Annotated in this window: 28 protein-coding genes, 1 tRNA gene and 1 riboswitch; of the genes, 8 read left to right on the top strand and 21 right to left on the bottom strand. The window is 38.4% G+C overall.

Features of this window, described 5'->3' with window-relative positions; genetic code table 11:
- On the top strand, nucleotides 1–1,112 hold a 1,112-nt coding region (locus tag HP439_RS07575), incomplete at its 5' end, for a DUF3810 domain-containing protein (RefSeq protein ID WP_172389733.1).
- A 5-nt stretch (nucleotides 1,113–1,117) separates the two neighbouring features.
- Here HP439_RS07575 and HP439_RS07570 read toward each other — a convergent pair.
- Nucleotides 1,118–2,278 (bottom strand): MFS transporter, encoded by a 1,161-nt coding sequence (locus tag HP439_RS07570; RefSeq protein ID WP_172389732.1) that lies wholly within the window; start codon nucleotides 2,276–2,278, stop codon nucleotides 1,118–1,120.
- Between the two features lie 158 nt (nucleotides 2,279–2,436).
- On the bottom strand, nucleotides 2,437–3,105 hold the full coding sequence (locus HP439_RS07565) for a DUF937 domain-containing protein (RefSeq protein WP_172389731.1): 669 nt from the start codon (nucleotides 3,103–3,105) through the stop codon (nucleotides 2,437–2,439).
- Nucleotides 3,106–3,206: 101 nt separating this feature from the next.
- Here HP439_RS07565 and HP439_RS07560 point away from each other — a divergent pair, with 101 nt between their 5' ends.
- Nucleotides 3,207–4,322, top strand: a complete 1,116-nt coding sequence (locus HP439_RS07560) for a DUF2891 domain-containing protein (protein ID WP_246229299.1) — start codon at nucleotides 3,207–3,209, stop codon at nucleotides 4,320–4,322.
- 11 nt (nucleotides 4,323–4,333) lie between these two features.
- Here HP439_RS07560 and HP439_RS07555 read toward each other — a convergent pair whose 3' ends face one another.
- Nucleotides 4,334–4,597, bottom strand: coding sequence for a 5-oxoprolinase (locus HP439_RS07555; protein WP_172389730.1), 264 nt, complete (start codon nucleotides 4,595–4,597; stop codon nucleotides 4,334–4,336).
- A 72-nt stretch (nucleotides 4,598–4,669) separates the two neighbouring features.
- Nucleotides 4,670–4,760: riboswitch (SAM-I-IV-variant riboswitch) on the bottom strand.
- Between the two features lie 230 nt (nucleotides 4,761–4,990).
- Between HP439_RS07555 and htpG the strand changes: the two genes are divergently transcribed.
- From htpG to HP439_RS07540, 3 genes are all read left to right on the top strand, one after another.
- Nucleotides 4,991–6,877 carry a molecular chaperone HtpG gene (gene htpG / locus HP439_RS07550; RefSeq protein ID WP_172389729.1) on the top strand — a complete coding sequence of 629 codons (1,887 nt, stop codon included), beginning with the start codon at nucleotides 4,991–4,993 and terminating at the stop codon, nucleotides 6,875–6,877.
- Between the two features lie 239 nt (nucleotides 6,878–7,116).
- Nucleotides 7,117–7,190: transfer RNA gene (locus HP439_RS07545), tRNA-His, on the top strand.
- A 163-nt stretch (nucleotides 7,191–7,353) separates the two neighbouring features.
- Nucleotides 7,354–7,590, top strand: a complete 237-nt coding sequence (locus tag HP439_RS07540; protein WP_172389728.1) for a hypothetical protein — start codon at nucleotides 7,354–7,356, stop codon at nucleotides 7,588–7,590.
- Between the two features lie 3 nt (nucleotides 7,591–7,593).
- Here the strand turns inward: HP439_RS07540 and HP439_RS07535 are convergent, their stop codons facing one another.
- From HP439_RS07535 to HP439_RS07460, 16 genes are all read right to left on the bottom strand, one after another.
- Nucleotides 7,594–8,841 (bottom strand): DoxX family protein, encoded by a 1,248-nt coding sequence (locus tag HP439_RS07535; protein WP_172389727.1) that lies wholly within the window; start codon nucleotides 8,839–8,841, stop codon nucleotides 7,594–7,596.
- An 89-nt stretch (nucleotides 8,842–8,930) separates the two neighbouring features.
- Complete coding sequence (locus HP439_RS07530) at nucleotides 8,931–9,302, bottom strand: nuclear transport factor 2 family protein (protein ID WP_172389726.1); 372 nt, start codon at nucleotides 9,300–9,302, stop codon at nucleotides 8,931–8,933.
- A 2-nt stretch (nucleotides 9,303–9,304) separates the two neighbouring features.
- Nucleotides 9,305–9,847, bottom strand: coding sequence for a DUF1697 domain-containing protein (locus HP439_RS07525; protein WP_172389725.1), 543 nt, complete (start codon nucleotides 9,845–9,847; stop codon nucleotides 9,305–9,307).
- Nucleotides 9,840–10,292, bottom strand: coding sequence for an SRPBCC domain-containing protein (locus HP439_RS07520; RefSeq protein ID WP_172389724.1), 453 nt, complete (start codon nucleotides 10,290–10,292; stop codon nucleotides 9,840–9,842). The genes HP439_RS07525 and HP439_RS07520 overlap by 8 nt, the downstream gene beginning before the upstream one ends.
- An 11-nt stretch (nucleotides 10,293–10,303) precedes the next feature.
- The gene (locus HP439_RS07515; protein ID WP_172389723.1) at nucleotides 10,304–11,128 is read right to left on the bottom strand and encodes a VOC family protein; all 825 of its coding nucleotides are present in this window, start codon (nucleotides 11,126–11,128) and stop codon (nucleotides 10,304–10,306) included.
- Nucleotides 11,128–11,649 carry an SRPBCC family protein gene (locus tag HP439_RS07510; RefSeq protein ID WP_172389722.1) on the bottom strand — a complete coding sequence of 174 codons (522 nt, stop codon included), beginning with the start codon at nucleotides 11,647–11,649 and terminating at the stop codon, nucleotides 11,128–11,130. Before HP439_RS07510 ends, HP439_RS07515 begins: the two co-directional genes overlap by 1 nt.
- Nucleotides 11,650–11,740: 91 nt before the next feature.
- Nucleotides 11,741–12,187, bottom strand: coding sequence for a VOC family protein (locus HP439_RS07505; protein ID WP_172389721.1), 447 nt, complete (start codon nucleotides 12,185–12,187; stop codon nucleotides 11,741–11,743).
- 438 nt (nucleotides 12,188–12,625) lie between these two features.
- Entirely contained in the window at nucleotides 12,626–13,702 is a 1,077-nt protein-coding gene (locus tag HP439_RS07500; protein WP_172389720.1) for an agmatinase family protein, read from the bottom strand.
- A 57-nt stretch (nucleotides 13,703–13,759) separates the two neighbouring features.
- Nucleotides 13,760–14,698, bottom strand: a complete 939-nt coding sequence (locus HP439_RS07495) for a DUF1801 domain-containing protein (protein WP_172389719.1) — start codon at nucleotides 14,696–14,698, stop codon at nucleotides 13,760–13,762.
- Complete coding sequence (locus HP439_RS07490) at nucleotides 14,695–15,117, bottom strand: DUF6157 family protein (RefSeq protein ID WP_172389718.1); 423 nt, start codon at nucleotides 15,115–15,117, stop codon at nucleotides 14,695–14,697. The genes HP439_RS07495 and HP439_RS07490 overlap by 4 nt, the downstream gene beginning before the upstream one ends.
- Before the next feature lie 64 nt (nucleotides 15,118–15,181).
- Complete coding sequence (locus HP439_RS07485) at nucleotides 15,182–15,652, bottom strand: DUF1801 domain-containing protein (protein ID WP_172389717.1); 471 nt, start codon at nucleotides 15,650–15,652, stop codon at nucleotides 15,182–15,184.
- Nucleotides 15,653–15,667: 15 nt separating this feature from the next.
- Nucleotides 15,668–16,096 (bottom strand): SRPBCC domain-containing protein, encoded by a 429-nt coding sequence (locus HP439_RS07480; protein WP_172389716.1) that lies wholly within the window; start codon nucleotides 16,094–16,096, stop codon nucleotides 15,668–15,670.
- 10 nt (nucleotides 16,097–16,106) lie between these two features.
- Entirely contained in the window at nucleotides 16,107–16,463 is a 357-nt protein-coding gene (locus HP439_RS07475; protein WP_172389715.1) for a VOC family protein, read from the bottom strand.
- Nucleotides 16,464–16,707: 244 nt separating this feature from the next.
- Nucleotides 16,708–17,286, bottom strand: coding sequence for a Crp/Fnr family transcriptional regulator (locus HP439_RS07470; protein ID WP_172389714.1), 579 nt, complete (start codon nucleotides 17,284–17,286; stop codon nucleotides 16,708–16,710).
- Nucleotides 17,287–17,448: 162 nt separating this feature from the next.
- Complete coding sequence (locus HP439_RS07465) at nucleotides 17,449–20,040, bottom strand: DUF5686 family protein (RefSeq protein ID WP_172389713.1); 2,592 nt, start codon at nucleotides 20,038–20,040, stop codon at nucleotides 17,449–17,451.
- A gap of 146 nt (nucleotides 20,041–20,186) precedes the next feature.
- Nucleotides 20,187–21,950, bottom strand: a complete 1,764-nt coding sequence (locus HP439_RS07460; RefSeq protein ID WP_246229298.1) for an RluA family pseudouridine synthase — start codon at nucleotides 21,948–21,950, stop codon at nucleotides 20,187–20,189.
- Between the two features lie 46 nt (nucleotides 21,951–21,996).
- Here HP439_RS07460 and HP439_RS07455 point away from each other — a divergent pair, with 46 nt between their 5' ends.
- From HP439_RS07455 to HP439_RS07445, 3 genes are all read left to right on the top strand, one after another.
- Complete coding sequence (locus tag HP439_RS07455; RefSeq protein ID WP_172389712.1) at nucleotides 21,997–22,953, top strand: aldo/keto reductase; 957 nt, start codon at nucleotides 21,997–21,999, stop codon at nucleotides 22,951–22,953.
- A 34-nt stretch (nucleotides 22,954–22,987) separates the two neighbouring features.
- Nucleotides 22,988–23,461, top strand: a complete 474-nt coding sequence (locus tag HP439_RS07450) for a Dps family protein (RefSeq protein ID WP_172389711.1) — start codon at nucleotides 22,988–22,990, stop codon at nucleotides 23,459–23,461.
- Nucleotides 23,462–23,597: 136 nt separating this feature from the next.
- The gene (locus HP439_RS07445; protein ID WP_172389710.1) at nucleotides 23,598–24,017 is read left to right on the top strand and encodes a DoxX family protein; all 420 of its coding nucleotides are present in this window, start codon (nucleotides 23,598–23,600) and stop codon (nucleotides 24,015–24,017) included.
- Between the two features lie 91 nt (nucleotides 24,018–24,108).
- On the opposite strand, the gene fabV is transcribed toward HP439_RS07445, so the two are convergent.
- Nucleotides 24,109–25,314, bottom strand: a complete 1,206-nt coding sequence (gene fabV / locus HP439_RS07440) for an enoyl-ACP reductase FabV (RefSeq protein WP_172389709.1) — start codon at nucleotides 25,312–25,314, stop codon at nucleotides 24,109–24,111.
- Between the two features lie 193 nt (nucleotides 25,315–25,507).
- Complete coding sequence (locus HP439_RS07435) at nucleotides 25,508–25,939, bottom strand: hypothetical protein (RefSeq protein WP_172389708.1); 432 nt, start codon at nucleotides 25,937–25,939, stop codon at nucleotides 25,508–25,510.
- Nucleotides 25,940–26,103 lie beyond the last annotated feature (164 nt).

Genomic DNA, 26,103 nt, shown 5'->3' with positions numbered 1-26,103 from the left:
TGAGAACGAAAGTTAACGAAAAGGGGTATGTAAGTCCAAGAAAGTTTCGATACTTGATCATAGTCGGTCTGGTGTTTTTGGGAATTTCGATATTACTCAGTTGGTTTTCTCGCGATGAACAAGCTGTTGAGCGATATTATGCAAACGGTTTTTACCCTTTATTTTCTTGTATTGCGAAAGGATTATTCAGCTGGATACCATTTAGTGTCGGAGATCTTGTATACGTCGGTTTATTTGTTGCAATTATATATTTTTTTGTTTCTTCGCTGATCGCCCTTAGCAATAAATTTCTTAAACGCACAATTTTACGTCTATTGCAATTGATGCTCCTTTTGCTCGCGACATATGTTTACTTCCATATAAGTTGGGGGCAAAATTACTATCGTGTGCCCTTGCAAAAGCAGTTTTCTTTGGATGTCCAATCAGTCACACAAGATGAATATATTTCGGTAGTAGAGCGGTACATTGACTCTTTAAACAGGATACGCGCAAGCATTGATATTCGTTTACAGGACAGATCCCTAGCCGAAACAGACATCGAACAGTTGATGTTAGCATCTTCTGAAAAATTTCCGATGCTTTCTAGGACCCAAGTAAAGGTGAAACATCCCATTTCGAGTCATCTCATATCATTTTTTACCGTGACGGGATATTTCAACCCCTTTACCCAAGAAGTCCACGTCAACCAAATGATGCCTAAAACGTCATATCCATTTACCGTTGCGCATGAATTGACCCATCAGATGGGAATTGGGTTGGAAGATGAGTGTAATTTCGTTGCATTTCTTGCGCTCCGCGACCATTCAAATCCGTGGTATCGGTATGCCGCGTATTATGAAACTGTACAGTATCTTCTACGTCCGCTATATTATCAGGATAAAAGCAAATATTCTAGTTACCTGAATCTGATGTCTGATGAAGTTCGATCAGATTATAATGCAGATAAGGAATTTTGGAAGGGATACCGAAGCTGGATCAATACTGTATCTGCGCATTTATATGGAAGTTATCTTCGCCATAATAATCAGCCAGAAGGAATAGCACGATACACGTTAATGGGTCGACTTGTTGTCGCTTGGGAATATCAAAGAAAGATTTCCCCAATCAATTAAAATGCCTATATGTGCATCTTCGCTCGAACGACCTTCACTAGGAAGAGGTAAGCTAATAATGCTCCGCCGCTTGCCATAACTATTCCAATTAATGAGGGGTAATTATACGCATATCCTAACGTTATAGGGATAGCGCCCATATATGCTCCTAATGTGTTACCTATATTAAAACTAGCTTGTCCGGCGGCGGCGGCGAATGTCTCGGCTCCCTTTGCATTGTTGATTAGCATCATTTGTAAGGAAGGGCCAATTGAAAATGATATCATTCCGGTAATAAACGCCATGGGATATGCAAGTGAAGTGATGTGGGCTGTAAAAAACACGACAACAAGACATATGGCCATTGCTGAAAAACTAGAAATAGCAGCTTTAGAGGGAGAGAAGGTGTCGGCTAGTTTGCCTCCGATGATATTGCCAAAGAACATTCCCAGTCCAATAAGAATCATAATTAGGGGGACATGTTTTGCAGGTATCTTGGAAACATCGGTTACTAAAGGGGCTATATATGAAATCCATGCAAATAATCCACCTGTGCCGATGGCTATTATTGCTACCATTAGCCAAGCGTCCCAACGCAGAAAATATCGTATTTGATGCATGATATCATTTTTTTTATTTGCTGGGAATTTTGGCATCCAAAAATAGATGGCGAGAAATGTAACTAAACCCAAAAGACTGATGACACCATAGGTAATACGCCACGAATAGTGCTGTCCGATATATGTTCCTAAGGGCACCCCTGCAAGGTTTGCAATAGTCATACCCGTGAACATCACAGAGATTGCCTGTGCCTCTTTACCCGGCTTCGCAAGTTTTGCCGCAACTACCGATCCTACACCAAAGAAAGCACCGTGAGGAAGGCCCGCTACAAATCGTGAAATTAAAAGAAGCACTTTGTTGGGGGCAATCGTAAAAAGGCCGTTGAATACAAAAAATAATAACATCAGAAACAAGAGTACGTTTCTTGGCGATTGTTTGGACGTAAATGCAACTAATGTTGGCGCACCCACAACAACCCCTAGTGCATAAAGTGCAATAAGGTTACTTGCTGTAGGAATATCAATTTGTAAATCTTTAGCAATATCCGGTAGAATTCCCATCATTGTGAATTCTGTCATCCCGATTGCTAAGCCGCCTAGTGATAAGGCGATAAGTGCTTTGTTCATGGATAATCAATGAGAGCGCAAATCTAGGGTTTCTATTCGAATGGTACCAATAAAATTTTAAAACAAAAGGTAAAAGCCACATACAAAGGTAAATATGCTGTCGGTATTAACGATGTTATTTATCTTGTATGTGGCTGTATTTTCGGTTTGAATGGGATCTATTTCGAAAACATTCCGGCGATGCTTTCTAATATATTGCCTTTGCTTTGCGGGTCTTTATCCTTATTAAAAAATTCTCCCGCTAGATCTCCAAGGACATCTGTTGAACTTTCGGTAGATGATTGCGCACCCTGTGGAGTCCCACCGCCAAAGACACCGCTTAATAAACCTCCTAACCCACCTGCTGAATCGGACGAGGAACTCCCTCCCAGGATGGATCCCATTAGATCACCAATTCCGCCTCCACCGGTTGAGTTTTGATTTTTCTGTTGACCTAAGTAGCTCATTACAATAGGTGCTAAAGTTGCCAAAACTCCGCCAACTTGCTCTTTACTCAAGCCAGATTTTTGAGCAACCGTGTCGGTTACGACAGTAGTATTATTTCCGAACATATGTTGGACGATTTTATTTCCTTCCTCATTCGAGTCTCCACCAAGTAATCCTCCTAGTTTGTCTAATAACCCACCGCTACTGTGTTGATTGACCGCTTTATCGATCGCTTCTTCCTGGCCCTTGTTTTTCGCGTTATAATTTAACGCAGCAATCATCAAAGGTACAGCCGCAGCCATTATCCATTTAGCTTTAGACTCGCTGACACCAATTGTGTTAGCTATTGCTGATGTGGCTTTAGAACCTATGCCACCGGTTATTAAATCAGAGATGTTCATAATTTTATTTCATTTTATTTTAATTATTATTTAGATAACAATTAATGTTCCTATTTTTAATTGTCAATTAATAATACACATGGACTTAACTTTTGTTTTCTATGAAAGTAATCAAAATTTTTATGATAGTAGGTGCATTTACGGCTATCACGACCTCTTTGTCATGTCAGCACGAAAGCAACAATGGCGAAGAAAAAGAAATAGAAAATAAAATGCTGCGAATTGATTCTGCTCAAGCACGTCGAATATTTGAACTCCCGACGCATTGTTTGACAGTAGAATATCCGAACAAATTAGGTCAGGTGATTGGTGCCGCTAAGGATCTGAAAACACCCAAATCTTTGCGTCCGATATTCTATGGATGTTTTGATTGGCATTCCTCAGTTCATGGTTACTGGTCTATTGTCAGGTTATTGAAACAGTTTCCAGAGCTTGATAGCGAGGGACGAGTGAGAAACCTTCTGCGATCTCATATAACAAAAGAGAATCTCGAAGTCGAACTAGCATTTTTTAATGACCAAAATAATATGAGTTTTGAGCGGACTTACGGATGGGCATGGTTATTTAAATTGCAACAGGAATTGCTCGAATGGCAAGACGAAGATGCAAAGAATTGGTCACAAATCCTTCAACCGTTAGTCGATCTTTTATCCGAGAGAACACAAGTGTATTTGAGTAAACTCGTATATCCTATCCGAACAGGGCAGCACGACAATACGGCTTTTAGTCTTAGTTTAATGTTTGAATATGCTAAAAGTACGCATGATGACGATCTCTTAAATTCAATCAAAGTGAATAGTGAGCGCTTTTTTAAGAACGATGTTAGCTGCAACCTTAGCTACGAACCTAGTGGTTATGACTTTTTGTCTCCTTGTTTAGAAGAAGCAAATTTAATGAGCAAAATCATGGACTCTCATACATACAGGGACTGGCTTGCGGCGTTTCTCCCTAGTTTGTTTGACCAGTCAATCACCATGTTGCAACCTGCGATTGTTAGTGATCGCACGGACGGTAAACTAGTACACCTAGACGGACTAAATTTTAGCCGAGCGAATTGTTTGTACGGAATATCTGGGGCGTTACCAAAATTACAACCAACTTTGATACCTCTCGCAAACGAACATATTCAATTTTCGATTGATAATATTTCTGGCGACGATTATATGGGAAGCCACTGGTTAGGTACATTTGCTCTTCTAGCTTTAGGATCATCTTAGTGGGATAGGTATTACCGGGCCGGAAGCAAAACATTGTTTTCGATTTTGACCTTTACAATCTGGATGGAGCTGAAACCATCTTCTTTTGTGATGATCGGTGAAATATCTATGCCCTTGTTAACAAGTGTTCTAAGGATAGCATTCCTAAACGTAGATCGATCGGTACCCCAACCTCGAGTTTCCACAATGTCATTGTTGAGCATTATGAGTTCGGAAATAGAGTAGGAAGTAAACTGCTCCAATAAGTGGCGTGAAAGCTGAATAGTTGTTGACATACAATTTAATTTTAGAGGTGTACATTGAATAAATTGTGTCCAGAAATTTTTTGGGCCAGAAAATATATGCGTTTATAAACTATTTTTTGGCTTCATCCCGTATTATTTTACCACCGTGGTAACAGACTCGGTTGGTATTGCTTGGCAATTCTGAATACTCTACTAAGTTAGTATACTTAATTTATTGTGCCAAATTTTTGTAAATCTTTTTTATCGAATGCCTCTTCACTCATGTATGACTACTTAGGCAACCTTAATTAGATCCTATAAATGACAAGATGTACTTTAAAGTGAATTACATTTTTATAAAACTGTCATACTGTCTTAAAATTACTGATTGGAATGTTCCTTGTTGACCTTTACGAAAGTTAATAGTAAATAATAATAAGATATATGCAAGAAAAAGGTAGTATTTCGATTCATACCGAGAACATTTTTCCGGTGATTAAAAAGTTCCTGTATTCGGACAATGAAATTTTTTTAAGAGAACTTGTGTCAAATGCTGTTGATGCCTCGCAAAAAGTGAAACGGTTATCGTCTCTGGGCCAGTTTAATGGTGACCTAGGTGATTTAACAGTTGATGTGAAGTTCGATGAAACGGCGAAAACCATTACTATTAGTGATCGTGGTATTGGGATGACTGCTGAAGAAATAAAGAAGTATATTAATCAGATTGCTTTTTCAGGTGCGACTGAATTTATGGAAAAATTCAAAGAAGCGAATGATGCAAACGAAATTATAGGTCGGTTTGGTTTAGGCTTCTATTCTGCTTTTATGGTGGCGGATAGTGTAGAGATTCAGTCTTTATCATATCAGGAAGGGGCGGAACCTGCTCATTGGACCTGTGATGGTAGCACTTCTTATGAAATAGCAAATGGTTCTCGCACAGATCGGGGTACAGATGTTATTCTGCATGTAAATGAAGAGTCTCTTGAGTTTTTAAAAAAGGAGCGTTTAGCTGAAATTTTAAATAAATATGCTCGTTTTCTTCCTGTACCGGTTCGTTTTGGTACCAAAACAGAATCGTTGCCAGATGGTGAAGACGAAGAGGGTAAACCTAAATATAAATCTATAGAGGTAGATAACTTCATTAACAATATAGCCCCCGCTTGGACAAAATCTCCATCTGAACTGACGGATGAAGATTATTTAGGGTTTTATCGGGAGCTCTATCCGTATTCGATGGATGAACCATTATTTTGGATTCACTTAAACGTTGATTATCCATTCAATCTGACTGGGATACTTTATTTCCCAAAGGTGAAAAACGAGTTGGAGATTCAGCGCAACAAAATACAACTGTACTCTCGTCAGGTGTTCATTACGGATGAGGTCAAGGATATAGTCCCAGAATATTTAATGCTTCTTCAAGGTGTTATTGATTCCCCAGATATTCCATTAAATGTTTCACGTTCGTTCTTACAGGCAGATAGTAATGTCAAAAAGATTAACAATTATATCACGAAGAAAGTTGCTGACAAGCTAAATGAAATTTTCAAGGCAGATCGTAAGAACTTCGAAGGTAAATGGAATGATATTTCGTTGTTTATTAAGTATGGAATGCTTAGCGATGATAAATTCGCAGAAAAGGCAAATGATTTTTGTTTAGTAAAGAATACACTTGAGGAAAGTTATACTTTTAAAGAGTATTACGAAAAAGTAAAAGATATTCAGGTGGATAAAGATGGGAACATTGTCTATTTATATACATCAGATCTTTCACAACAGGATGGTTTTATCTCATCTATCAAAACAAAAGGATATGATGTGTTGGTATTGGATGGACCATTAGATACACATTTCGCTGCGTATATTGAGCAAAAAGGTGGAGAAAAAATACAGGCAAAGCGAGTTGATGCAGACGTTGTTGATAAATTGATACCAAAAGAAGATAACTTGGAATTAAGTTTATCTGAAGAAGATTCAAAAAAAGCTTCATCTATCTTTGAAAAGGCAATATCACGCCAAGATATGAAGGTTGAGATTGATGCATTGCAAGCGGACGATCTACCTGTTTCGGTTACCATAGACGAATTTATGCGTCGAATGAAAGATATGGCTAAAACTGGAGGAGGAATGGGATTTTATGGTACTTTGCCGGACAATTATAAGGTAACTGTGAATGGTAACCATCCTTTAGTTAAACGAATTATCGAGTGTGACGAACAAGAAGGAGAGAAGCTTGCTAAACAGGCCTTTGATCTTGCTTTGTTGTCGCGTGGGCTATTACAAGGAGCTGACTTGACGTCGTTTGTTAAAAGAAGCGTGGAATTGATTTAATTCTTCTATTTTAAAAGAAATCCAAGGCTCAAATCACCGGTTATTTAGATTGTAACCGGTGATTTTTTACGATATGCTATACCTTCAGAACAATTTTCAATGTCTGGAGAGGATTCATCAATACAAGCAATAAAATTATCTTGTTAGAAATGAACTTATTCCCCTTATACGTCCACTTTTTGTTTAAAAATATTTGGAGGATATCTAGATTTGTTCTACTTTTGTGACATCAAAACACGGTAGGTATAGCTCAGTTGGTTAGAGCACTAGATTGTGGTTCTAGGGGTCGTGGGTTCGAGCCCCATTACTTACCCGAAAAAGCTTCTCATATGAGGAGCTTTTTTTGTGCTATAATTTTCAATATAGTTCCCCAAAACAGAATGAATCTTTAAGTTCGAATGGAAAAAAATTAATCGAAATATAGTTGATACTTGCTGAGTAACTGTTATATTTAAGGATATTAAATACTCTTAAATATGAACTTCAACAGAAAATTTCAGCATACTGTGAATGGAGAGCTAATTGATTTTGATGCAACTTATAACCCTCAAACACATGATTTCCGAATTATTGATTCGGGACGTGAGGAAGAATTCGATCTATCGTTTGATTTAGAATCACGTGTTTGGTCCATTAAAGACGGTAAATCTTCATCCTTACCAGTAGATGAACTCGCAACATTAGTGCAACAGAACTTCGGTATGTTTGTGTAAATTTTACCTATTATATGGGTATTCCTGTATCCAATTGAATTTTCTGTTGATAAGTTCAAACTCTTCGTGATTTATTTTTGTTAATCGGATTTCTTCGATTCGACTATTAATCTGTTTATTAAGCACAATGTCACCGTTGTTTTGTTTGCTATAATTAAAGGTATAATTGTTAATCGATAAGGTCCTTTTGCTCGTGTCGATTGAATACTGTTTATGTATTTTGTTGTAGTATCTATCCCGAATAGACGCGTTGTTTTCAAATTCGAAAATAATTAGGGACCAGTCTTTTGGGATACTTGTTTGATCGGGCTTTGCTTCCGAAATTTGATAAATCCCGTGTAACGGAGATTTTTTTTGGTATTGGGCAATTAGCTTTTGTGTTTTTGGTATTGAAAATAATACCGGAACGATAAATTGTGCTATTACAAGAATCTTGATGTTTCTGATCCAAAGCCTTCTTGCTGGTTTATAGGGTATTAAATAAGGTCGTGGTAACTGACTCGATTTTCCCGCCAATAAAAATAGGTAGAAAGCATGTCGGTAAGGTAATAGCAAAAAAAGTGAAAATAAAAATAGCGCGGTAGAGATCATTTTTACAGGAACATCAAAGAAGTAATTGATCGTCATGATGTTGATACTGATGGCTGTCGTGATTAGCGCTCCTAAAACAACAGTACGCCGGAAAAGTAGGAATCCTGCTAAAACCTCGACAATGCCCATGAAGATATTATAACCTTTTGAATAGCCAAGAAAAGTCCAAGCTAGGCCCATTGGGGAAAATTCACCAAGGGGTTGTGTTAATCTATTTAACGTCGGTGGTAACATTTGTGCATGAATTAGTTTGGTCACGCCGTAGTTGATGAGCATAAAAGCGATATAATATCGAATTAAAACGGTCAGCCAATAATAACTCGTATTATAATTTATTTTTCTTCTGTCAATGATACTCCAAATTAATGTGCTGAGGACTGCAAAGAGAAAAATGATTAAAAGAGATACCCAGTCGTACGAGGTATCTCCGCTTCCATTAGTAAAAATGGCATAATCATATTGATAATGAAGAATCTTTTCAGCAAACCAGGGGATAATTACCTTAAAAAGACTTAATAATGGATGCGTCAACATTCCTAGAAACGAATATGCACCGTTATTTTTTATGGCGATGAACGTAACAATAAAAACTGCTGAAAAACGGAATAGGATACGCTTAATCGGAGGCCAATATTCTAATGTGTTTTGGGGAATTTCCATAATGTAAGTTTGATGTCCTAAATATACTTACAACTGTTCTGAAAATTTGCCCCCTGATCTCTTGTTATGAAGTTTTTGACATTATTTAACTAACGGGATGATGAAGTAATTCTTTTAATTTTTGAACTTGACGAGGCAGATGTAAATTCGTAGAAATCAGAAAACAAAATTGCTTCGTTCTCGTACGTTAGTTTCCCATGTGCCGCAGCTAATTTTCCATGAGACAGGACGTATTCTAACGTTAATCCATCGGCGTTTTTGTCTTGCAGTTTTTTGTTTAAATAAGAAGAGACGTCCTTAATGCCGATTAAAAACACATCTTCGCCGATGCGCCACTGAACGTCATCGGCAAGAAAGGTTAGGATTTTTTGTATGTTAGACGCTGCATAGTATTTGTTCAATTCTATAACCCGCTGCATTTTTGGTGAATTTCCACAGTTTTTAGAAATCTTGATCTCCATTGTTAATTTTGGCTGAGTTCAATTAATTTTTTGACGGTATTTAGGTTTCTGCCGGTAGCATTGACTTGAAGCTTACGCTCGAAAAATGAATTGCTCAGCTTTGTTTTTGCTGCGCCATTTGGCAAGTAAAAATATAATGTGGAATTATCTAGAAAAAACCATTCAGGAGCAAAGTCGATCTTCGAAAGTGTGTCTATCGCATTCTTGGATGGGGTCTTGTCAATGAAGGTAATATATAATTTGTTGGGTTCTATTGGTTGACGCGAAGGTATGTTTTGCACTATTGACTGCAGTTGTTCATTATTTCGAACAAAAACTTTAATATCTAGTTCAAACGACTCTTTTAGGAGATGTTGAATTTTATGCTGTACTTCCTCCGAGGAGGCAAACGCATCGAGAATAATGTTACCGCTTTGGATATAAGTTAATACATTGGTAAAACCTGCATTTATTAATACTGCCTTCAGGTCTGCCATTTTAATGATGTTTTTTCCGGAAACATTCACCGCCCGAAGCAAAATAATATATGTTATGCTTTTATCCATTGTTTTGCATGTAATCAAATGCTCCTTTACGAAGATTGATCCCGTATTCAAGAAAGGCCTTTAGGCAAGCTAGGAAATTGGCCCAACCTTCAGTTTGTTTTTTCATTTTTTGGATTCCGTCGAGCGATTCGTCCATTTGATTTTCGACGATTTTGACAATAGTATTATCTTCCTTTGTCGAGCTGAGAAAAATTTCAACTAGTTGATTTTTTTCTCCGCCGCTCCAGTCAAATGATATGTATGAATCAATTTTAATTTCCTTCGCCGTTACTGGAAAAGTACCTTGAAATTCAGGGAAAGACCAAGATACTGTAATCCCCTGTTGCAATTTACCCGTAGAATGAGCGATAAAATAATTTCTCATCATTTCTGGCTCTACTATTGCTTTGAAGACCACAGAAGTGGGTTTAAGAATTTGTATTTCCGCATTTGCTGTTAGTACCATAGATTGTAAATTTAGTCGATCAACCGATTTATAATTATTTTTTTCATTTTCATTAGGTTTTTCCAAGCCTCTGGTTGATTTTGAAGTATTTCGTCCAGATTTTTCGGAACGATTTGCCAGCTTACGCCAAACTGGTCTTTGCACCAACCGCATTGACTTTCATCCCCATCCTTGGTTATCGCGTCCCAATAATAATCAATTTCTTTTTGGTCAGTACAGGGAATGACGATCGAAATTCCCTCGTTGAAAGTGAAATCTTGGGGTACGCCACTGTCCATTGCCATCATAGTAAATCCATTGGCTGTGAATTGAGAATGCATAATTTGTCCTTTAACATCTCCATCCTCGTATTGAAGAATACCTTGTTGCTTGAAGGAGGGGAATAACGATTCGTAAAACTGTAAAGCAGCGTTACATCGACCTTGTTGTTTACCACAGAACATCAAAGTAGGCACAATGGATTGATTATTTACGTCGCTGCGCTTACCCAAGTATAGCTGCCATCCTACACCATACTTATCGTTCAACCAACCATAGTAGGGGCTCCATGGGTACTCTTGGATGGGCATTAATATGGTTCCACCACTCTCGAGGATTCTCCAATATTGACTTATTTCAGACTTATCTTCGCAGATGACCATAAAGGAAATGGAGTTATTTGGTTTAAAAATAGGTCCTCCGTTGATACCTATGAGCGGAGTTCCATATAGGTTCGCCGATACAACTAAGGTATTTGATTCCCTGATTTTGCTATTGGGAAATAGTTTACAATACAACTCGAAAGCTTCTGCAGCGTTGTTGTCAAACCAAACTGCAGGATATAAGGAATCTCCCATTATTGTTTTTCCATTATTAGTTTTAGATTTTCAAGGCCGCGTTTGAAATCTTTATCCATATTATAAAATTGGGTCACAATATTGAAGGGATAGGGTATGCTTCCGTTAATTACCCACGAAATTTCACTTTGACCTTCATTCAGAGGTCTAATTTCAAAAAACGATTTGTTGGCAATATCACTTCCTTCAAAATAGATGTCCATCTCTACACGTTTATCGTGGTCGAGCCTAGTGATAACTTGTTTCCCATTTCCCACCTTTTTGCTTTCCCATTCATAAGTAAATCCGATCGTTTTATCAACTCCGTCAAATTTCCGTATAATATTAGGATCTTGTTCGGACCAAGGATCAAAATTTCCCTGATTCTTAAGGGAGGACACATAATTATAAACTTGTGAGCTGGGTTTGTTTATAACGATTTTGCTGCCAGCTTGAAATTCCTTGGGCAGGAAAAGTGCAACGATGAGTACCAGTAAAATGATACCTAGAATTACAAATAGAAGGTATTTTAAAATTTTCATCGCGAATAAATTATGTGGTTGATTAGCAATTTAAGTTTTATAGGCCCAACCAAACGTTTTTGATAAAATACCGTGCGGTTAGGCTCTTGAATTAGAAGTCCATTTTCTTGTTACCTTCGTAGTGAACCATCCAAGCTACGCCAAATTGATCAATGAATGATGAGAATAACTCCGCGAAAAATGTCTCTTCTAGATCCATCTCCAATTTTTTAGCGTTTACACTTAATTTGCCGAATAGATCGCGAGCTTCCTGGGCGGTATCGGTGTCGAGCATTATGTATGTAGAGTTGCCGAATACCGCTTTTTGTCCAAAACTATCGACGCAGTCAGATCCCATGAGCATCACACTATCGTTGATTTTTATCGAGGTGTGCATGATTTTATTTTTATCTGCATCACTTAAAGTCGCGTTTGGGTCATCTGGTAGATCTTTAAAACGATGAGAAATAAGTTCTGGACCGCCAAATACGGTGTGGTAGAAAGAGAATGCTTCCTCACAGTTTCCGTTAAAATTTAAATAAGCATGTAATTTCGCCATGATATTATATATTGTTAGTTGAAAAAAATGTGTTAAATTGTTTATTCTTGGCTGCCGTATAGCATTAGACGGCCGACTTTTTAATGTGTCTTTCACTCATGTTTTTTGCTACTAAATATTTATTTTTCCAATTGTATTTTCGGAACATCTATTTGACTTCCTTTCTATTTCCTGAAAGTGAAACAAATTCTGATCCTTTTGGTTTTCGAAACCGCTGGTTGAAAATAAATTTCTTAGCATATCAAAATTACAATCGCTTATCCAAGAATCCCTTGCCCTATGGCAAGAATTGAAAGGGGTGGACTGAACTTCGTGATGGTTGCATCGAGAAGGGTGGAAACGCGTGGCGACAGACTAGACGGTGCTGGTTTTAAAAAGGCGGTAGCGTAACTCGCTTCTACATGTGTTGTGTAGAAGCGATTTTAGTTACTTAAAAAATTAGAATCTAATTGCCTCCCCCGTGTTTAACCCATTATTTTTGGCGAATACGCCGCACAGATGAAAGAGTAAGCGAGCGCCGACGTTTCCGTCCCACTCATCTTCACCGGGAGCTACTTCGACAAGATCGATTCCAATGATTTTCCGATTGGAATTCGCCAGTTTACTCAACATATAGGTTGCCTGTTCATAGGATAATCCACCAGGTACAGGAGTTCCGGTGTTCGGACAATACCAACGATATAGGGCATCAATGTCAAAACTAATCGCGACATTTTCTGGTAACAAATCGATAATCTGATCAACTTGGTTACTCCATGTTTCACCTTCAAATTGTTTACTCTTTAGATGTTTGTCGGTAAAAACATGGATTTTTTCAGACTCGATGGCCAATCTAGCCTCTTGCTCACAAAAATCCCGTATGCCCACTTGAATAAGCTTAGTCACCTGGGGCAGTTGTATCGTATTAAACATAATTGAGGCGTGCGAGTAGGTGAAACCTTCATAAGCGTCACGCAAGTCCATATGTGCGTCGAAATGTAGGATGCCGAAATTTCCGTAATTAGCAGCAAGAGCCTTGTAATATCCTAGCGGCGTCGAGTGGTCTCCTCCCAAAAGAATAACTTTTTTTCCTTTGGCAATCCAGAATTGCACCCGTTCTTCTAAACGCATATTAAGACTCCGGCAGGCTTCATTTATGGTTTCTTGATTTTCTTTAAGGATACTAAGTGTTTGAACATCTTCACCATTTTCAAGAGCTTCGATGATTGGTTGCGCGAGCGTCTTTAGTCGTTGACTTTCAAACTTCCAATCCTCCGGGATCTCGTCCATAAAGATTCCCAGCTTCCATAGTTCTGGAAAATCTTCGTGAAGTAAATCAACTTGAAATGAAGCGTCTAAAATTGCTTCCGGGCCTAATGAAGTGCCGGCACCATAGCTTACAGTAACCTCCCAAGGCACGGGGATTATGATGATTTCGCTTTCTTCAGCGGTGAAGGGAAGGCCGTAAATACTGGCGTCCGCCAGCCCTGGCTGCGAGGGATCAAAATTAACTATTTTTTCTTCTTTTGTGGACATTATGGTTTCTCCTTTTGACAAAGATAATAAGAACTGCGATTGAATAATGTGCCCTTCCTACAGTTTTTCTTTTTTGTATTTATCGTTCAAGCCGTTCCCGTCGAGAATTAACGGTATAATTTTCTGTATACGATTAACTTTTGTTTTGTCCTGTTTTGCTTCATTAACATACGATATATACTCATTTTTTTTTGCCTGCGATAACTCGTTAAATTTCTTTTCCAGAGAGGCATTTTCTGTGATCGCTTCTTTGAGTAATCCATCTGCATATTTTATGGCTGTGGGTTGTGGTGTTAACGATTTTCCGTCGATAACGATTTGAATTGCCTGTTCAATATAGTTTCTTATTTTTGCTTCGGGGATTTCTTGTCCTCTCTGAAAACGCCACTGGCGTAATGATTTTGTTTTGCCTTCCGATCCGGACACCAGTACTTTTTCGGTGTCGTTAATAAACACTCCATCATAAAACCATAATGCGAAATGATTTTTGAAACCTCCGTAGGAAACAACATTTTTATTGTTATATGTGTAGACCTCATTTCCCCATTTCAAAGTTTTTTTCAGCGGGAATGTATTTAGGATTTCCTGTATTTTTTTGATTTCCTGGTTCCAGGTGCTAGCATACCGTTTCCAGTCTGGACTCTTTTTGTCACGTAGATTATCCAGATTGAACTGAATTATTTGCGTAATCAGCACCTCTGGTAATTGTTGATCTAACGGTATCTGAATAGCACCTTTGCTGGTTTTATAGTTACGTAGATCGTCCTGGAAATGTTCAATTGCCGTTGATCCGGGGTAAATCCCTAAGTGTTTTTTAAATAAACCAAAATGAATGAGATTCCCGTTCCATTGGAATGTCGGCATTCCATAATTTATTGTTTCCTTGGCTAGCGGAGCGGTTTTAGAAATAATTGTGCGGATCTCTATGAGAAGCTTTTGCTCATTGGGAGAAAATAGATTAATATAGTCGTCAACGGTAGAAATGGAAGGTTTCATATTTTTGTTCTTTTTGATCGCATAGCGCTGATTTTGGAGACATTAATGTCATCTAACAGTCTGTTATATTCCTCAGCTGCCATGTCGATAAGTTTGATCTTCCCAGATTGGTCTGCGTATATTCCCCAACCGTAGGATTTAGCTAAAACAGAGGTTCGTAAGCACGGTTGTCCTTTAGCAAAGAAGAGTTTTCTTTTCGTTTCATATTCGGAAGATTCAATTCCCGAGCGCTGTGCGTGTATGTTAAATAGTATTTCATCAGAAGTGTAATTGAGTGGGGCGGAAGTTATCATGTCGAATTGCATGGATCCTATAGTTGGTTTCACGGGGTCGTGGGGAGGTGTTGTTCCTTTAACGGCTTTCGTGTCTTCTGCAACGGTAATCAAGGTGTTATAGTAATTGGTAGAGTACTGTCTCATGACTAATTTTTTTGGATATTCTTATAATTATATTTAATCGCTGCTAATGGACCGCTGTTGGGGTTTATTGTCTTTCTATTCTTAAAGGTTTGTTGAGTTGATCATTAGCAGGACGAATCCGTTCATATTTCCGACTGAGAAATTCAATTGTTTCCTGTATAATCTTGGTTAAAATTTCTAATTCAAGATCGCATAATGTTTTAACATAAATACACGTTTTTCCAGTTTTGAAATTACCAAGTTTAGAAAGAAGATTTTTCTGGCTTTCAGATCCGTAGTATACATATAACGAAAATGCATGTTTTCTGGGTGAAAATCCAATCAACGGTGCTTCACCAGCATGCCCACTATCATAGATGTATTTGTATTTGCCAAATCCGATGATCGAACTACCGAACATTTTAGGTTCTTCGCCGCTTATTTCTGACATTAATTGAAGGAGTTGATAGCTTTCTCTTTTCTTTTGTTCATCACTAATCGTTTCCAAAAAGGAGACGATATTGTCATTTGTATAATATGTTTTGTTTTTGGTCATATCAGTATTATACATCTATGATGTGCCGGTTCCATATACGTGTTCCACATATGCCTTAAAACTGTTTAAGATTGCTTGCCAACCCTCGCGCTGGGATTCTGCTGGATTTATAGATTCGGGATCAAATGTAACAGTCACCTTTGTTGCGTCATCTTTGGGTTTGAATCTAATTTCTACCTTGCGGCCATCATTCATTGTGTATGCGATGCGTGCAAATGGATCAAGCGCCGTGTAGGTACCTTCGAAATCAAATCCAGCACTACCATCTTTAGCTTCCATCCTATATCTAAATTTTCCTCCGATACGTAAGTCATTCGTTGTGCTCGTACAGTGCCAGTCTTCGGAAGCTTGGTTCCATTTTTTTATGTCTTCTTCAGAATTATAAGCATTCCAAACCGTTTCAACTCTGTTCTTTACAATGTTTTTAATCGTAATTGGCTCCATTTTGTTTTGTTTAACTACGTTCAGTTATTATTAATTTATTGCCAGAAGGGTCCTTGACATTCAACTGTTTTCGACCTCCATTCGCTTTCGTTGTATTTATTTCATTAACTTGAAGATAATTAAATGCAGCATTTAAATCTTCTGTCGTTAGCTCTAGCTCGAAGCTGTTGTTTTGTTTAACACAGAACAATATTAATATGTTTGAACCAAATTCAATTTCATGCGCTAAAAGTATATCAGGTCGATTATATTCGATTTGCTTTACATTTAGTAGTAAAATGTCGCGGTAAAATGCAAGTGTCTGTTGAAAGCAGTCCTCATTTATCATTAGTGTAATTGTTGATGCCGGCGTAAATGAATGAGTCATATGGACGTTATTGATCGAGGTTACTAGCACAAACTTATTAAAAGTGAAAGGGAGACAACTTGTCCTAGGACAAGAATTAGTCGCTATTGTACGATAGGATGATGTGGGACATACTTGTGGGGGTGATTTTTACGAACCTGTAGTAGATATTAATGATAAGCTAATGAATACCCATTTGTTTCAGGGTAAATATATTGATTGTCAGCGAGTTAGTGGTGTATGAATGACATATTTTAGAACCTGTCTATTTGCCGACCAACTCCTTTCGAATTCGACTTAATGATGTGTCCGTAATACCCAAATAGCTTGCTATATGTTTTAAAGGTGCTTGTTGTAGAATTTGAGGTTTTTCTTCTAATAAAAGCGTATATCTATCTATCGCTGAGAGACTAATGATATCAAGAGTTCGTTTTTTCGTAAGTAGTAGCTGAAGCGCCATCCAAGCTCGCCCCCATTCCGTTAGAGCGGGAATGGACTCGAATAGGCCTTGGAATGCACCGAATTTAATTTCCCATAATACGCAGTCTGTAAGACAGACCATATTTTCTTGTGTGGGGATGTGGTGAAAAATCGATGCCACCTCGATCACAAGCTCATCCTTGCAGAAAAAATTTGTACTGATATCATTTCCTTGGTAGTCATATATATAGGACCTCACAATGCCATCCTCTAATATGTAATAGCTATCGCTGATTTGCCCTTCTTTGAGTAATAAATCTCCTTTTTTAAAAGTTATTCTTTCATGATGCTCGACCAGTTTATCTAGGTCGGCACTGGTCATGGTCGGGTAGTGGTAAGCTTGTCGTATTTTCTGAGGGTACATAGGGCTGTATGAAGTTGACTCTTTAAAAATACAGAAAATATTTAATAAAAAGAATGTGACTTCAGTTTCCAGTTGTCTAAACTGCGTTCATCCATAACGTCCACAACTGAGATATTTCCTTAGAGCACACCGGCTAGATTAAAAATTTATGAATGTACTTTTTTAGAAATCAAATTTAACACGCACTCTAATCCCATGTTTTGGTGCATCAGGAAGGTCAGTGTAGTTGAGTCGCCGAACATAATCTACACGCACAAATTTGAAGATGTTTGTTAAACCGACGCTTGCTTCCACATACGGTTTTGACCCAAAACCATAGGTAATTGGTTCATCATTTTCATTTTTTTGAAATTGAAATACCTCCTGGTTATAAGCCGGATTGTTGCTCTCGCGTAGTCCTCCATAAATCGCTTTTACACTGAAGACTTCTCTCCATTGAAGCTTTTTTATTAAAGGTATTTTATTAAGGATAAAACCATTCATGTAATATTGAACGTTGGTAGCAACAGATTGGTCACTTACGAACTCCAAGAAATTCATTAAGTTATAGGAGCGAAGTTGATATGCATATGTTTGATTGGCCCGATGTATGTTCAAAAAAGGAAAAGGAATGTCATCCCCTATAATATAATTTCCTTCAAGGTTTACATCCGCATAACCCAGCTGTGAAAAATAAAAACGTTTGTCCACACCTAGAGTGAAGTTATGGTAGTTATATTCACCTTGTAATATATCTTTTAATCCCCCAACGTAGTTGAGGTAAAATATAGGGTATTTGTTGAATAGTGGAGTTCTGTAATTTTTACCTTGATAAAATTCTTCATGAGGAGCGTAGCGTAGACTCACGGATAGCTCCGTTGTATTCAATTCGTCAAATACGGTTTTGTTACCCAAATTGTCAACTTGTTGATAACTCAGGATACCCGCAGTTTGCTGCTTCCATTTTGACAGTCCGATAGTGTATGAAAAATTGTTTTCAAATTCCCGTTTATACTCTAAACGATAGATATCGTTATATAGGTATCTTAAATTTTCCCCGCGTTTAAAGGACAATAGGAAATTATCTTCTTGCACAAATTCTAAATTTTGTCCAGGTATTTTGGTATCACGCATCACCGAGCCACGTAAATAGTGCTGCGGGAATGTGTACACTGACTTATTGTTTAACGCATAAGTCCCGGCGATAAAATATTTCCATTTCTGGTCCTTAAAACCATATGCAGTGTATCCTTCGGCGTAAAATTTCTTACTCAGTCGATCCGTTGTCCGACCGCCTACACGCAGGCGGAATCCTTCAACAGGATTGAAACTGTAAAAGGTGTTTACTGGACCGATTTCCAGAGGGCCAGCTTGCTTAAACCCTGACAAAACTAACGAACTGATGTCCATAAAGCGCTGAAACGACGGGATTAGTTGAAGTGTGTCTACATTATGATAGATGTTCACTTCATTGGGTTGAAGCGGAATAGGGCGATGCGTCGCTAAATATTCTTCAGTCTCCACCTTATCTTTTTCATCCTTCTCCTTATAAACTCGCACTACATCGTCACCTTCATAGACGCTGTCCGGTTGCACGATTCCTGTTTTAAATTGATCATACGTAACTGTCCTGTTTCCTCGAATTCCCGTCCCCTTGTTTGTTAATGAGAAATCTAAACCCAATGAGCTTGTTTTTAAATAATACTTTTTTTCAGGATCCTGTTCGAAATCTAATTTAACGTCAAGATCGCGAACAAAGTTCAAATTGATGTCATTAGAAACGCTTAGCTCAGCGCGTTTCACAGCGTATTTGCCATCTAATGTGATGTATAGCTTTCCTTGAAATAGCATGTCAGCCTTATTTCGGGGGAAAAATGCTAATTCCACTAAGTAGGGCGTTTGTGTTTTAATCGTATCGGTAATATAGAATTTATAAAATGTCGGTGACGACCCCGCGATAGGACTTAAAAACTGGTTGGTTACCAGTTCGATGTTGCTATCGTAAATGTCAATATCTTGGTAGAGTTTGTTGAAATAAGTGCTCAACCCATCGTTGTCGACAAACTTGGGATCGAATTGTGCTCGTTGTTCGGCGATTATCAATTGTTTGATTTTGTTTGGCTTTCTCCGAGAAAAGACTTTGGATAGTCGTTCTTCGATGTACGCAGGTAATGTATAACCTGATTCTGGATTACCATGACTGGAGTCGTCTTTCTCGAACAGAAATTGATAGTTCTTAAATATCTTCCGGTTTTTAAACTTTTCTGAAAGATTGCTTAACCCTAAAGATACTTTCTCATACTGCTGAAATTGAGCGTAATCGTAGCCCGCTAGCCGGTTTTGGTCTTTATGATCAATAACCTTGCGAATAAGTTCTACAGCAGGATTGTTTCTATTGGAGTATTTTGATCGCTTAGGGGCTTTAACAGAGACAGCTTCGATGGTGTTTTCCTCAGGCATTAAGTAAACAACCATCTCCTGATAGCCATCCGTTGAAATTGTCAAGTCTTTAGAGACATAACCGACAAACGATACACGGATTTTCGAATATCCCGGTTTGATCTCCAAGTGAAAATCACCTGCGTCATCTGTGGAAGTAGCGTAACTTGTCCCAATCGCTGCTACCGTGGCGTAACCCACAGGCTCTTTATTGGTAACGTCCATTACTTTACCTTTTATATGCACCGTCTGGCCCAAGGAAGAAAACGAAAGCAATAGTATTCCAATTAAACCAATTATATGTTTTTTTAAATCCTTTATGTATTGAATAGACATACCTTTGAAGTATTTTACAGATTGACTTTTGTACCAACAAGGTCAATGTTTTAAAAAGTCTAACAAAAGTAGTTATACTTTAATTTATTCAAAAAGGATTTAAACTTATTTATTTGATTGTGACTTTCGTCTGATTTTTCTTCGAATTAGAAGGGGTCTGCGACGTTGAATGCTATCGTATTTCGAGTTTCAGGATGGATAAATTCGATAAATCCAGCGTGTAAATGTAGACGATCGGCTCTCTGTCCATAAAGGTCGTCGCCAACGATGGGGTGGTTTAGTCCCAATTGATGTGCTGCATGAGCGCGCAATTGATGCGTACGTCCGGTAAGTGGAAAAAAATGAATCCTCGTATTCCCATTTTCATATGCGACAACCTTAAAACGAGTTTCGGCAGGTTTTCCATAGTCGTAACAGACCATCTGACGGGGTCTGTCGTCTAAATCGACGCGAAGTGGTAAATCTATGAGACCTTCTTGTTGTTTAACTATACCTTCCAGCAATGCCGTATATCGTTTAACAATAGTATGGCGAATAAACTGATCCTGTATGAATTGATGGGCTCGCTTATTTTTCGCAAGGATGATGATACCTGAGGTTGACATATCTAGTCTGTGAATTATTACGGGTCCGGTTATTTCCGGATAGCGATGTACGATCCGATGGTAAACAGAATCTTGGATATGTATTCCCGGTACGGATAAAAATTCTTCTGGTTTATTGATGACAACTATAGCGTTGTCTTCGTAAATGATTTCAAGTTCTTTGTTTCTAGCAGGGTTCTCTAACAAGGGGTTCGGATCTACCGGCAGGCCTTTTAGCATATGGGATAATATGGGCTCGCATTTATTTTTGCACGCTGGGTAAAAGTTTTTATGTTTTCGTATTTCCGATGACGGGGAAGCTCCCCACCAAAACTCGGCCATCGCGACTGGTTTTAGTCGATTTGCAAATGCATAGTGAAGTAGTTTAGGTGCAGCGCATTCACCTGCACCAGCTGGAGGTACTATTTGTTTTTCAATTTCAAAAATGTCCAACAAACTTTTTTGTTCCCCATCAATGTTTAAAAAACGATATTGATCAAATAATTGCCGTTGTAACGTTGAGGATTTTGTTCGACGCATTGTCTTTAGATTCTCGATTTCTGCTTCTAGTCGTTGGATCTCTAGATCTACAATTTGAATTTTAGCATTCCATTCTGATTTTAAGACTTGCTGCTCGTGCTGATCCCGATAACTCTGTTTAATAAGGTCGTCAATTAAAATCGCATATTCGTTTTGCGATAGAATATCTTTGGTTGTTTCCCGTTTTGTTTTTCGGATACTTTTTTGAATTTTCATATGACGACGAAAGTTTCCAAGTTCTATGTCTGCCTTTTGACGTAGTTCATTTAAAAGCTCTCGCTTTTGTGATAGGAAACTTGCGGATTCCAATTTCTCAATTTCTCGGTTGAGTGCATTTATCTGTATTTCCTCATGTAAAAAAAAACTGTCCTTGGTTAACATATCGAATATTGGAGGTACGAAATATTGATGTTGATTGCTCCCAGCTAGTTTGCCTGAACACGCTGCAAGATAACCCAGTTTTTGGTCCTGTGTTTGTACGACTAACACACCAAACATTTTGCCGATAATAAGTCCTTCCATCGGCTGCAAGCCAAAATTATGTTGAAAGTCAGTTTGATTTTCGAGATAATCTTGCAGTTCGATTGACGCACAGATACTTAATGCATCTGGATTATAACAAAATGGGAACGTAAATTTCTTTGGTAACGGGTATCCTGTGATATCCGTTTTGAATTCATGGAAAAACGGCGGTGTCTCCTTTGTCATATCTCTTTTGTTTGCCGGCACAAAAGTAGCAAACTCGTTGGTATTTTTGACATTAATATGGACTTCGATTAATCGCATGGCTTTGTATAAATTCGTATCTTGTTCAATAATCAAAGAAAGGTAGATGGAAAAGATACAACTAAATAGAACGGATCTAAAAATTGCTCCGATAATATTTGGAGGGAACGTGTTCTCATGGACCCTTGATAAAAATGCGTCTTTTGATATCCTTGATTCATATGTTGATCGGGGCTTTAACGCTATCGACACGGCGAACCAGTATTCTTATTGGGTGCCAGGAAATAGAGGAGGAGAATCCGAAGCGATTTTAGGATCTTGGATGGCTCAGCGTGGTAATCGGGACAAAATCATCTTGATGACTAAGGTTGGAGGAGTTTATGCAGATAATCCTAGGCCAAACACAACAAGTGCACATATTTTGATAGAAGTGGAGCATTCTTTAAGGCGATTGCAAACGGACTATATAGATCTTTATCAGACGCATTTTGATCAAGTAGAGACGCCTATTGAAGAAACGCTTCGAGCATATGAGGAGTTAATAAAACAAGGAAAGGTACGTTATATAGGCGCGTCTAATCTTTCGCCGGAACGTTTGGAAGCTTCAATTCAACTGAGCAAACAAACCGAGCTCCCTATGTATAAGACGTTACAACCCGAGTACAATCTATATAGCCGAGAAGGCTTTGAGCAGGGATATCAAGTATTGGCCGAGAGGCATGAACTTTCGGTGATTCCGTTTTACTCGCTTGCAAGTGGATTTTTGACAGGAAAGTATCAAAATGAAGCCGATTTTTCAGAATCTCCTCGGAGCGAAGGAGTTAAGATGAAATATTGGAATGACCGAGGGATAAAGATCATAAGTACCGTGCTTGATCTTGCAAGCCAATATGATACCACAGCATCTGCTGTGTCCTTAGCTTGGCTTCTTGCGAAACCAAGCGTAGCAGCACCCATTGCAAGTGCTACGAAAAAAAGTCACTTAGAATCGTTTTCGCAGGCCGTTGAACTAGCCCTTTCTCCAGATGATATTGGGCGGTTAGACGAGGCGAGTCGTTATTAAATAATTAATTTGAGTTAAATAAAATCGAATAAGGATGAAAACAAATATTGGTATTAAGGAAAAAGATACGCAGGCAGTAGCTGTTATTTTAAATAAACTACTAGCAGATGAGCACGTGCTCTATGTTAAAGTAAGAAATGCTCATTGGAATGTGGAAGGTTCAGATTTTCACGCGCAACATTTATTTTTTGAAAGTCTTTATGACGAGTTGAGCGAAACCATAGACGAGATTGCAGAACGCATTAGAGCGATTGGTCAGTATGCTGCAGGGACCATGAAAGAATTTCTAGAGCTATCGCAACTTGACGAAATGCGTTATACTAAATATGATTCGCAAGGGCTTATCAAGGAATTGCTCGGGGATTATGAGTCTATTATCACATTTGTCCGTGAGCAGCTTGACGCGGTGAGCGAAGAACATCACGATGCTGGTACGGAAGATTTTTTGGTGGGTATAATTGAAAAGCATGAAAAAACGGCGTGGATGCTCAGAGCACATTTAAAATAGAAGTAAAAATATTACGAAATGAAATACATGCTCAGGTCTTAAATTACGATGCTGGGCATGATTTTTTTCAAATGAGCATTCATTGACTAATTGTTCGTTGAATATACTCATATGAAAATAACAACCGATTTGATTTATGAAGAACTATTTTCTGTCTGTACCTAAAGGTACGTTTTCTTCCAATTTTGGGGCACTAATTCTAAGGGTTGGATTCGGAATTTTAATGATTCCAAATCATGGCTATGTGAAACTGATCGAGTTTAACGAACGTAGGGATAGCTTTCTGAGTTTTATGGGCTTAGGAGGAACTTTTTCACTTGGCCTTGCAATTTTTGCTGAGTTTTTTTGTTCCATATTCTTGGTTTTAGGTCTCTTTACCCGGTTCGCAACTATTCCATTGTTAATCACCACGTTGGTCATCTTCTCTGTACATGATTGGGAGCTACTAGGGAAGTATGAACTAGGCACTGCTTTTTTTGTTGGTTATCTCGCACTGTTATTCATCGGGCCTGGGAAATTCAGTCTAGATTATTTGTTATTTAGGAAAGGCCGATAACTGAATTTGGCGATATCGACTTCTAGCGCAAGCGGGGAGCTCGAGCTTATAGAAAAGGCGATAATTTTAAATTATCGCCTTTTGAGTAGGATTAGGATTGCCCTTTAATACTAGGTATTTCCACAACCTCGTTTGTGTCGGCGTCGTAATTGACATTTTCAAAGTTGAAACCGAAAAGGTGGAAGAATTCATTTCTGTAACCTATGATGTCTGATATTTCTTCCAGATTATCGGTCGTAGCCTGTTCCCAAAGTTTAGCGACCTCCTGTTGAACATCTTCTCGCATTTCTAAATCGTCAACGCGAATACGCCCTTTTTCATCTAATGCAATTTCAGCTCCGTTATACAACCGCTCAGAAAACAGACGTTGCATTTGCTCGATTGTTCCTTCATGGATCCCTTTTTCTTTCATGACTTTATAAAGCAATGAAATGTACAGAGGTACCACAGGGATTGCTGAGCTTGATTGCGTTACCAAAGCTTTATTGACCGATACATAACTAATCCCGTTTAAGTCCTTTAAAATTTCATTTAAAGTAGAAACTGTAGCCTCCAAGTCATCTTTAGCCTTTCCGATAGTGCCGTTACGATAAATAGGGTAGGTTAGTTCAGGACCGATGTAAGAGTATGCAACAGTTTTGACGCCTTCGGCAAGTGCTCCGGCATTTTTCAATTCTTCAATCCAAAACTTCCAATCTTCGCCTCCCATCACAGCGATAGTATTGTTTATATCTTCTTGGTTTTCAACTGGTTGTATAGATATATCTGAAACAACGCCGGCATGGAAGTCTACTGTCTTATTTGTGAACGCTTGCCCAATTGGTTTCAACACTGAAGAATGTGCAACACCTGTTTTAGGATGAGTACGTCGTGGTGACGCTAACGAATAAACGACAAGGTCAACTTGTCCTAGGTCTTGTTTTATTAACTGAATGGTTTGTTTTTTTATCTCGTCTGAGAAAGCATCACCATTGATACTTTTAGCGTATAAACCGGCTTCAATAGCCTGTTCTTCAAATGCAGCTGTATTATACCATCCAGCTGTCCCAGGCTTTCCAGGCGCAGAGGGCTTTTCAAAGAATACCCCAACTGTCGCGGCGTCCGAACCAAAAGCGGCGGAGATACGCGACGCTAAACCGAAACCTGTTGACGCTCCAATAACTAAAACCTTTTTGGGCCCGTCGGTAATTTTACCCTTAGATTTTACGTATTCTATCTGTTGTTTGACATTTTCAGCAGTCCCCTCTGGGTGCGAAGTTAGACAGATAAAACCTCTTACTCGTGGTTGTATAATCATATTTTTTTATTCTGTTCGAAATTCAATTGGCAAATTTAACTAAATTTAAGATAATTATCTGAATATATCGGTTATAAACTTAGTTAAGTGAGGAGCGGTATATATGAGTTCGCGTGACGTTTGATTTTGAGTGAAATCGATGTTCACATATTTTTTTTGGAACACGGATTGTTTAATCGTGTTGTATTAAATCTTAATCGATTTCAATTTTCAGAAAATAATCACCGGCGTACGGATCACCTTGCATTAAGCTTTCACCAATAATAATCTGGTAAGTGCCGATTTTGGTAAGACTATCGCTGAGCTCTCGACCATAGGGACCGTCAGCTGTACCGTCTGGCATGATCAGCTGATTGATACGTAAATTACCCGTATTAGTTGGCGTTTTTAGTTTGATCCGGACCCGTGCCTCCTGAGGGAGGTCAAAAGACAGTGTATCCCGTTCTTTGGCAACTTTTGTGCGTCGAAATTGGATAGTTCCGTCCTTGTCATTCAATTCGTCGGAATTCGAAGTTTTATTCGTTGACGTGACTGCTTGTTGTTGTCGACTTTCAGTATTACAACTGACAAGGGCCGTGAGTCCGGAAATAGCAAAAATATAGAGCAAAATGATGAAGTTTCGCATAAAAAAACCTTTCAATTATTTAAACGAAAGGCTAAAGATTTTGTTTTCTTTTTTTGTCGACTCTTACAGGAGGTTAACATTTTGATGGGCGAGCACCTGGCGCTGTTGGTCGTCCCAGATACTTACTTGTACTTCTCCAATGTGTGCTTTTTTTAACATAAACA

Source organism: Sphingobacterium shayense, assembly GCF_013179575.1.
Taxonomy (GTDB): domain Bacteria; phylum Bacteroidota; class Bacteroidia; order Sphingobacteriales; family Sphingobacteriaceae; genus Sphingobacterium; species Sphingobacterium shayense.
The sequence above is the reverse complement of the archived record's forward strand: the minus strand, read 5'-3'. Positions and strand labels throughout refer to the sequence as shown.